Origin of the sequence: Brenneria sp. L3-3C-1, assembly GCF_016456245.1 — a bacterium.
In the GTDB taxonomy this organism is placed as follows: Bacteria; Pseudomonadota; Gammaproteobacteria; order Enterobacterales; family Enterobacteriaceae; genus Brenneria.
On record NZ_JAEMHF010000035.1, the window covers coordinates 1 to 556 of the forward strand.

The window sequence follows — 556 nt, forward strand, 5'->3', positions numbered from 1 at the left end:
TTCATGACTGGGGTGAAGTCGTAACAAGGTAACCGTAGGGGAACCTGCGGTTGGATCACCTCCTTAGTAAAAGCCTGATAGTGATTGTGCAGTGTCCACACAGATTGTCTGATGAAAATAACGAGCAAGGTAACCTGCGGTAGAAGGTTGCGGACGTTTCCTGAAGTGCCGTGGGGGTGTAACTGTCGAGTACAGTGACAAAACACAATGGCGCTCGATTTTTCTGGAAAAATCTCGCCTTTACACAAAAATAGCCACGCATGCGTAGCTGACAATTTTTGTGTCCCCATCGTCTAGAGGCCTAGGACACTGCCCTTTCACGGCTGTAACAGGGGTTCGAATCCCCTTGGGGACGCCATTGCGATAATGAGTGAAAGACATTATCACCGAATATCTTAAAGATGACTTTAACGAGTCGTGTTTAAGATATTGCTCTTTAACAATCTGGAACAAGCTGAAAATTGAAACGATACGGCTGAACATTATCCGCAAGGGTAATGATTTTGTTGTATCAGAGTCTCTCAAATAATCGCAGCGCGAGCGTGACTTGATTTAT

Annotated in this window: 1 tRNA gene and 1 rRNA gene; both read left to right on the forward strand. The window is 45.1% G+C overall.

What is annotated here, in order from left to right:
• A 16S ribosomal RNA gene (locus tag JG725_RS20580) occupies nucleotides 1-66 on the forward strand; the annotation flags it as partial.
• A 216-nt stretch (nucleotides 67-282) separates the two neighbouring features.
• Nucleotides 283-358: transfer RNA gene (locus JG725_RS20585), tRNA-Glu, on the forward strand.
• Nucleotides 359-556: the final 198 nt, after the last annotated feature.